Origin of the sequence: Caballeronia sp. BR00000012568055 (genome assembly GCF_029439455.1) — a bacterium.
Classification (GTDB): Bacteria; Pseudomonadota; Gammaproteobacteria; order Burkholderiales; family Burkholderiaceae; genus Caballeronia.
Genome location: NZ_JAQFVG010000005.1, coordinates 20,700 through 27,455 on the forward strand (window position 1 = coordinate 20,700; position 6,756 = coordinate 27,455).

The window sequence follows — 6,756 nt, forward strand, 5'->3', positions numbered from 1 at the left end:
CTCGACGCCCCGGCTTCGTTCAAACGGTCGCCGCGGCCAACTTCGCCACTTCGGGTGCGATTCCGACCCACGCTTCTTCCAGCGTCGCCAGCAAATTGTCGACTTCCACCAGCATCGTTTCGTCCTGTTCCAGATTCGCCTGCAAGAGGCGGCGCGTCATGTACGAATACAGCGCGTCCAGCCGATGCGCGATCTCGCCACCCGCGTCCTTGTTCAGCGCCGGCTGAAGACCCTGCTCGATGATGCCGATCGCCTTGGTGATCGCCGCTCCGCGCCCGCTTACGTTGTTCTGCTGCAGAAACATCCGCGCCTGCGCCACCGCCTGCCGCGCGCCCTGATACAGCATCGCGATCAGCCTGTGCGGGCTTGCTCCCATCACCCCTGTCTGAACGCCCACGCGTGCATACGCGTTCGCTCCGGCTTGTCCTGGGGAATACATCCGTGGTTCTCCTTATGCGATACCGGTACGCGCGCGAAATGTCCTGCGCCTGAGGCGCTGTAGCGTCTGACCGGTCGGTGTCGGTGCTGGCGCGGGAACCTGCGTCCGCCGTGCCGTTATCGGGGTTATCGGAGCAACGCCGAAAAGCTTTAGGAGACAAGGTTCCAGGCTTCAAAGGGCTGTATCGCGGGTAGTTTAAAAATCGCTCAGACCGAAATATTCATGATGTCGTTGTAGGCCGACACCAGCTTGTTGCGCACCTGAAGCCCGAATTGCAAGCCCACGTTCGCCTTCTGCATATCCACCATCACATCGTTCAGCGAAACGTTCGACGAACCGATTTCAAACGCGTGCGCTTCCGACAGCGCGTGCGTTTGCGTGTCGCTGATCTTGTCGATGGACGACTTCAGCGCGCTCGCGAAACTATCGACGCTCGCCGCGCCCGACTGGCCGGTCACCGCGCCCGTGGCGATGGTGTCGGTATTGCCCGCTGCCTTGGTGCCGCCGGACGCCTGCGCGGCCAGCGAATTGAGCGCGCTCATCGCGGAAGAAAGCGGATTGATCGGAAAGTTCATGTTGACTCCGGAGATCTGTGAAAACCGGACGAAGCAGCGAATCCACCCCGACCGAGTACGACAAAGGTTAGCAGTGCGGCATCGCGCAAAGCCCCGGAAGAACGGGGAAAACCCGCTTCTATTCGTCGAATCGACTTGCAATGTTCTGCGGATAATCCCCATCGTGAAAAGTCGCCTCAGTGCTGAATTCCAGTTCAGCAGCAGGGGACGCCAAACAGAGATCGACGCTAAATGGATACGCCCAACAACTCACTGATCACCCCGGACGCCAGAATGGGCCTCGCAGACGCACAGCCTGGCACGCCCGCCGCGTCCGTGGCCGCGCCGAGCCTGACGGGCAACGCGGGCGGCGCCGATTTCGGCGGATTCGCGCAGCGCGTGCCGGGGCTGTCGAACTTCCGCTCGAATCCGCGCGTGCCGCTGATCATTGCAGTCGCGATTCTGGCGATGGTCGTCGCCGGTCTGGTGATGTGGTCGCGCCAGCCCGACTATCGCGTGCTGTTCTCGAATCTCTCCGACCGTGACGGCGGCGCGATCGTCACGGCGCTGCAGCAAGGCAACATTCCCTACAAGTTCTCCGAAGGCGGTGGCGCGATCCTGGTTCCGGCCGAACAAGTGCACGAAACGCGTCTGCGTCTGGCCGCGCAAGGCCTGCCGAAAAGCGGTTCGGTCGGCTTCGAACTGATGGACAACCAGAAGTTCGGCATCAGCCAGTTCGCGGAACAAGTGAACTATCAGCGCGCACTGGAAGGCGAACTCGAAAAGACGATTTCGGCGATCTCGTCGGTGAAGTCGGCGCGCGTGCATCTGGCGATTCCGAAGCCTTCGGTTTTCGTGCGCGACAAGGAATTGCCGACCGCTTCCGTGATGGTCGAGCTGTATCCGGGCCGCGTGCTCGATGAAGGACAAGTCAGCGCGATCACGCACATGGTCGCTTCGGGCGTGGCGGATATGCCGGTGAAGAACGTCACCATCGTCGATCAGGACGGCAATCTGCTGACCAACGCGGGCGTGGGCACCAACGGTCTGGACGCATCGCAATTGAAGTATGTGCAGCAGATCGAGCACAACACGCAAAAGCGCATCGACGCGATTCTCTCGCCGCTGTTCGGCGCGGGTAACGCGCATTCGCAAGTCAGTGCGGACATCGACTTTTCGAAGCTGGAACAAACCGCCGAAAGCTACGGCCCGAACGCGAACCCGCAAGCCACCGCGATCCGCAGCCAGCAGTCGAGCGAATCGATGGAAAACGGCGGCACCAGCGTGGGCGGCGTGCCGGGCGCGCTGTCGAACCAGCCGCCGCAAGCCGCCTCCGCGCCGATCGATGCAGCCGCATCCGGCACCGCAGGCAGCGCGAAGACGCCGCCGACCAATCAGCGCAAGGACACCACGACCAACTACGAAGTCGATCGCACCGTGCGTCACTTCGAGCAGGCATCGGGCGGCATCAAGCGCCTGTCGGTGGCGGTGGTCGTGAACTACGAAAAGAAGGTCGATGCCAAGGGCAACGTGACGATGACCCCGCTCGCCGCCGACAAGCTCGCGCAAGTCCAGCAGCTCGTGAAGGACGCGATGGGCTTCGACGACAAGCGCGGCGACTCGGTGAACGTGGTCAACAGCGCGTTCTCCTCGGACCTCGTGACGACGCCGGACGTGCCGTGGTGGAAGACGCGCGAAAGCATCGGCATGGGCATTCAGGGCGCGAAGTATCTGGGCATCGGCATCGTCGGTCTGTTCCTGTACTTCAGCATGGTGAAGCCGGCGATGAAGCGCGCCTTCCCGCCGCCGCCGGAACCCGTTGCCAACGCGCTGAGCGGTCCTGACGAACTCGCGTTCCTCGACGGTCCGTCGTCGAAGAGCGCCAACCAGCTCGACGATGGCGAGAAAGACGCCGAAGTCAGTCTGCTGGGCAGTGCAGAAGCCAACAAAGCCAAATTCGATCGCAACCTCGACTATGCGCGGTCCGTCGCGCGCCAGGACGCGAGAATCGTAGCGACGGTCGTCAAGAACTGGGTGTCCGATGAACGCTGAAGGTCTCAATAAAGCCGCGCTCCTGCTGATGTCGATCGGTGAGGAAGAAGCTGCCGAAGTTTTCAAATTCCTCGGCCCGCGCGAAGTGCAGAAAATCGGCGCGACGATGGCGAGTCTCAAGAACGTCACGCGCGAAGAACTCGATTCCGTGCTGACCGAATTCGTCAAGGAAGCGGAGCAGCAAACCGCGCTCTCGATGGATTCGAGCGAGTACATCAAGTCCGTGCTGAACAAGGCGCTGGGCGAGACGAAAGCCGGCGCGCTGATCGACCGCATTCTGCAAGGCAGCGATACGAGCGGTATCGAAGGTCTGAAGTGGATGGACTCGGCGGCGGTCGCGGAACTCATCAAGAACGAGCATCCGCAGATCATCGCGACGATCCTCGTGCATCTGGACCGCGATCAGGCATCCGAAATCGTGTCCTTGCTGTCGGAGCGTCTGCGTAACGACGTGCTGTTGCGAATCGCCACGCTCGACGGTATTCAACCCGCCGCGCTGCGCGAACTCGACGACGTGCTGACCACGCTGCTTTCCGGCAGTGACAACCTCAAACGTTCGCCGATGGGCGGCGTACGCACGGCGGCGGAAATCCTCAACTTCATGGCGAGCAACCAGGAAGAATCGGCGATCGAAAACGTCAAGTCGTACGACGCTGATCTGGCGCAGAAGATCATCGACCAGATGTTCGTGTTCGATAACCTCATCGACCTCGAAGACCGCGCGATCCAGATGCTGCTCAAGGAAGTCGAATCGGAAACGCTGATCGTGTCGCTGAAGGGCGCGCAGCCGCAATTGCGCGCGAAGTTCCTGTCGAACATGTCGCAGCGCGCGGCGGAACTGCTCGCGGAAGACCTCGATTCGCGCGGTCCGGTGCGCGTGTCGGAAGTGGAACAGCAACAGCGCAAGGTGCTGCAAGTGGTCCGCAATCTCGCGGAAAACGGTCAGATTCAATTAGGCGGAAAGGCCGAGGACGCATATGTCTAACGCACACACCGCGCAGAAACAGTCTGCGTATCAGCGTTGGGAAATGGCTTCGTTCGATCCGGTCACGGTCGATCACAGCGCCGCGGATCAGGCCGCGCTCGAAGCGCATCTGCGCCGTGTCGAAGAAGACGCGCACGCGCAAGGTCTGTCGAAAGGTCATGTCGCGGGCCAGGCGCTGGGTTATCAGGCCGGTTTCGAGCAAGGTCACGCGCAGGGCATCGAAGAAGGCCGCAAGATCGCGCTGGAAGAGGCCGCGCAACTGACCGCGCTCGCCGAGCAATTCAAGACCGCATTGCAAGCTGCCGATGCCGCCATCGCGGAAACGCTGGCGTCGCTGGCGATCGATATCGCGCAGCAAGTGGTGCGTCAGCATCTCGCGCACGATCCGACCGCGCTGGTCGCAGTCGCCCGTGAGGTGATCGCGACGGAGCCGGAACTGCAAGGCTCGCCGACGCTGATCGTGAATCCCGCCGACTTGCCTATCGTCGATGCATATCTGCAAGAGGAACTCGGCGCGGCGGGCTGGCTCGTGCGTCCCGATCCGCTGGTCGAGCGTGGCGGCTGCCGCGCGCACGCCGCCACCGGCGAAGTCGATTCGACCAATGCCTCGCGCTGGGAGCGCGTCGCGGCGGCGCTCGGAAGGAGCCAATTGTGGTAAATCCGCAGACGCATCCGCACGGTCCGGCGCATCCGCCGTCGCCGCATATCACGGAAGAAGGCTTGAGCGAGCTTGAGCGGGAACTGGCGCGCGCATCGTTCGGGCCGCAGGCTGCGGACGAAGCGGAAGAAGTGCTGCCGGTGAAGGACGAGCACGCCGCGCGCACCATCGCCGATCTCGCGTATCTCGCGGGCAATCCGCATATCGACGCGTGGACGTCGAAGCTCGATGCGCTGAAGTCGCGTGCATCGATCGCCAAGCCGCTGCGTCCGTGCGGGCGTCTGACGCGCGCGGCTGGCCTGGTGCTGGAAGCGGTCGGTCTGAAGATGGGCGTCGGCTCCGAATGCATGATCGAGTTGCCGCCCGGCAGCGCGATCCCGACTGCCGAAGCCGAAGTCGTCGGCTTCGCAGGCGACAAACTCTTTTTGATGCCGACGACCGAAGTCGCTGGTTTGCTGCCCGGCGCGCGCGTCTATCCGATGGAAAGCGCGCCGATCGACGATCCGATGGCAGGCGCCAAGCGCTTGCCGGTCGGCTGGGAAATGCTCGGCCGCGTGGTCGATGCATCGGGCCGTCCGCTCGATGGCTTCGGCCCGCTTGGCGCGAAAAACGATGCGCCGCTCGCCGGCCCGGTGATCAACCCGCTGAACCGCGAGCCGATCCACAAGGTGCTCGACGTCGGCGTGCGCGCGATCAATTCGCTGCTGACTGTGGGACGCGGCCAGCGCATGGGCTTGTTCGCTGGCTCGGGCGTCGGTAAATCCGTGTTGCTCGGCACGATGGCGCGCTACACGAGCGCTGAAGTGATCGTGATCGGGCTGATCGGTGAACGTGGCCGCGAAGTGAAGGAATTCATCGAGCAGATTCTGGGTGAAGACGGTCTCGCGCGTTCGGTCGTCGTCGCCGCGCCCGCTGACGTTTCGCCGGTTCTGCGGATGCAGGCCGCCGCGTACACCACGTCGCTCGCTGAATATTTCCGCGATCAGGGCAAGCATGTGTTGCTGCTGATGGATTCGCTCACGCGCTACGCGATGGCCCAGCGTGAAATCGCGCTGGCGATCGGCGAGCCGCCCGCGACGAAGGGTTATCCGCCGTCGGTGTTTGCGAAGCTGCCGGCGCTCGTGGAGCGCACTGGCAACGGCCCGGAAGGCGGCGGCTCGATCACCGCGTTCTACACCGTACTGACCGAAGGCGACGACCAGCAAGACCCGATCGCCGATTCCGCGCGCGCGATTCTCGATGGCCATATCGTGCTGAGCCGGTCGCTGGCGGAAGCGGGACATTACCCGGCTATCGACATCGAACAATCGATCAGCCGCGTGATGACATCGATCATCGACGACAAGCATCTGGACCGTGTGCGCTTGTTCAAGCAGATGTTGTCGCGCTATCAGCGCAACAAGGATTTGATCAACGTCGGCGCGTATTCGGCGGGACGCGACGCGCTGCTGGACCGCGCCATTGCGCTGTATCCGCGCATGGAGGCGTTTTTACAGCAAGGCTTTCGAGAGGAAGCCAATTTCGAGCCGAGTCTCGAAATGCTTCACATGCTTTTCGACTAGTATTCGAACCGTATTCTTCATAAGAACACTCTGCGTAGAGACCACTTGTCATGTCTAAGAACTTGCCTATCAACACCCTGATCGAGCTGGCTCAGGAAGAGCTCGATGCGGCGACCAAGAAGCTCGGCAAGCTTCAGCAGGAACGCAACGAAGTCGAAGTGCAACTGAACTCGCTCGTGAATTACCGCGACGAGTATCACGCGCGTTTCACGGCATCGGCGCAGCAGGGAACGACGGCGCAGACGCTGCGCAACTTCCAGGCTTTCGTCGATACGCTCGATACCGCAATCAGCCAGCAGCGCACGCTGCTTTTGCTGGCCGATCAGCGTATCGAAGCGGCCAAGCCGGAATGGCGCAACAAGAAGCAGAAAGTCGGCAGCTACGAAGTGCTTGCCGCGCGTGGCGAAGCGGTGCTGGCGAAAAAAGCCGCGCGCGTGGAACAGCGCGAATCCGACGAACACGCGGCCAAGGTGCTGCGCATGCGCGCCGAGCGGGCGTCTTCCTAA

7 protein-coding genes are annotated in these 6,756 nt (G+C 62.3%); 5 read left to right on the plus strand and 2 right to left on the minus strand.

From position 1 onward, the window contains the following. Positions 1–19 precede the first annotated feature (19 nt). Together fliS and fliE are read right to left on the minus strand one after the other, a co-directional pair. The gene (fliS, locus tag P7F28_RS00820; RefSeq protein WP_277182447.1) at positions 20–439 is read right to left on the minus strand and encodes a flagellar export chaperone FliS; all 420 of its coding nucleotides are present in this window, start codon (positions 437–439) and stop codon (positions 20–22) included. 206 nt (positions 440–645) lie between these two features. Then, positions 646–1,014 (minus strand): flagellar hook-basal body complex protein FliE, encoded by a 369-nt coding sequence (gene fliE / locus P7F28_RS00825; protein WP_277182448.1) that lies wholly within the window; start codon positions 1,012–1,014, stop codon positions 646–648. Positions 1,015–1,245: 231 nt separating this feature from the next. Here fliE and fliF point away from each other — a divergent pair, with 231 nt between their 5' ends. The 5 genes from fliF to fliJ are packed head-to-tail and all read left to right on the plus strand — an operon-like array spanning position 1,246 to position 6,756. Further along, positions 1,246–3,045: a flagellar basal-body MS-ring/collar protein FliF gene (gene fliF, locus P7F28_RS00830; RefSeq protein WP_277182449.1), complete on the plus strand. Its 1,800-nt coding sequence runs from the start codon at positions 1,246–1,248 to the stop codon at positions 3,043–3,045. Beyond that, on the plus strand, positions 3,035–4,030 hold the full coding sequence (gene fliG / locus P7F28_RS00835; protein ID WP_277182450.1) for a flagellar motor switch protein FliG: 996 nt from the start codon (positions 3,035–3,037) through the stop codon (positions 4,028–4,030). Before fliF ends, fliG begins: the two co-directional genes overlap by 11 nt. Then, on the plus strand, positions 4,023–4,688 hold the full coding sequence (gene fliH / locus P7F28_RS00840) for a flagellar assembly protein FliH (protein ID WP_277182451.1): 666 nt from the start codon (positions 4,023–4,025) through the stop codon (positions 4,686–4,688). Before fliG ends, fliH begins: the two co-directional genes overlap by 8 nt. Positions 4,689–4,735: 47 nt before the next feature. Then, complete coding sequence (fliI, locus tag P7F28_RS00845; RefSeq protein ID WP_277182453.1) at positions 4,736–6,250, plus strand: flagellar protein export ATPase FliI; 1,515 nt, start codon at positions 4,736–4,738, stop codon at positions 6,248–6,250. Between the two features lie 50 nt (positions 6,251–6,300). Then, the gene (fliJ, locus tag P7F28_RS00850) at positions 6,301–6,756 is read left to right on the plus strand and encodes a flagellar export protein FliJ (RefSeq protein WP_277182452.1); all 456 of its coding nucleotides are present in this window, start codon (positions 6,301–6,303) and stop codon (positions 6,754–6,756) included.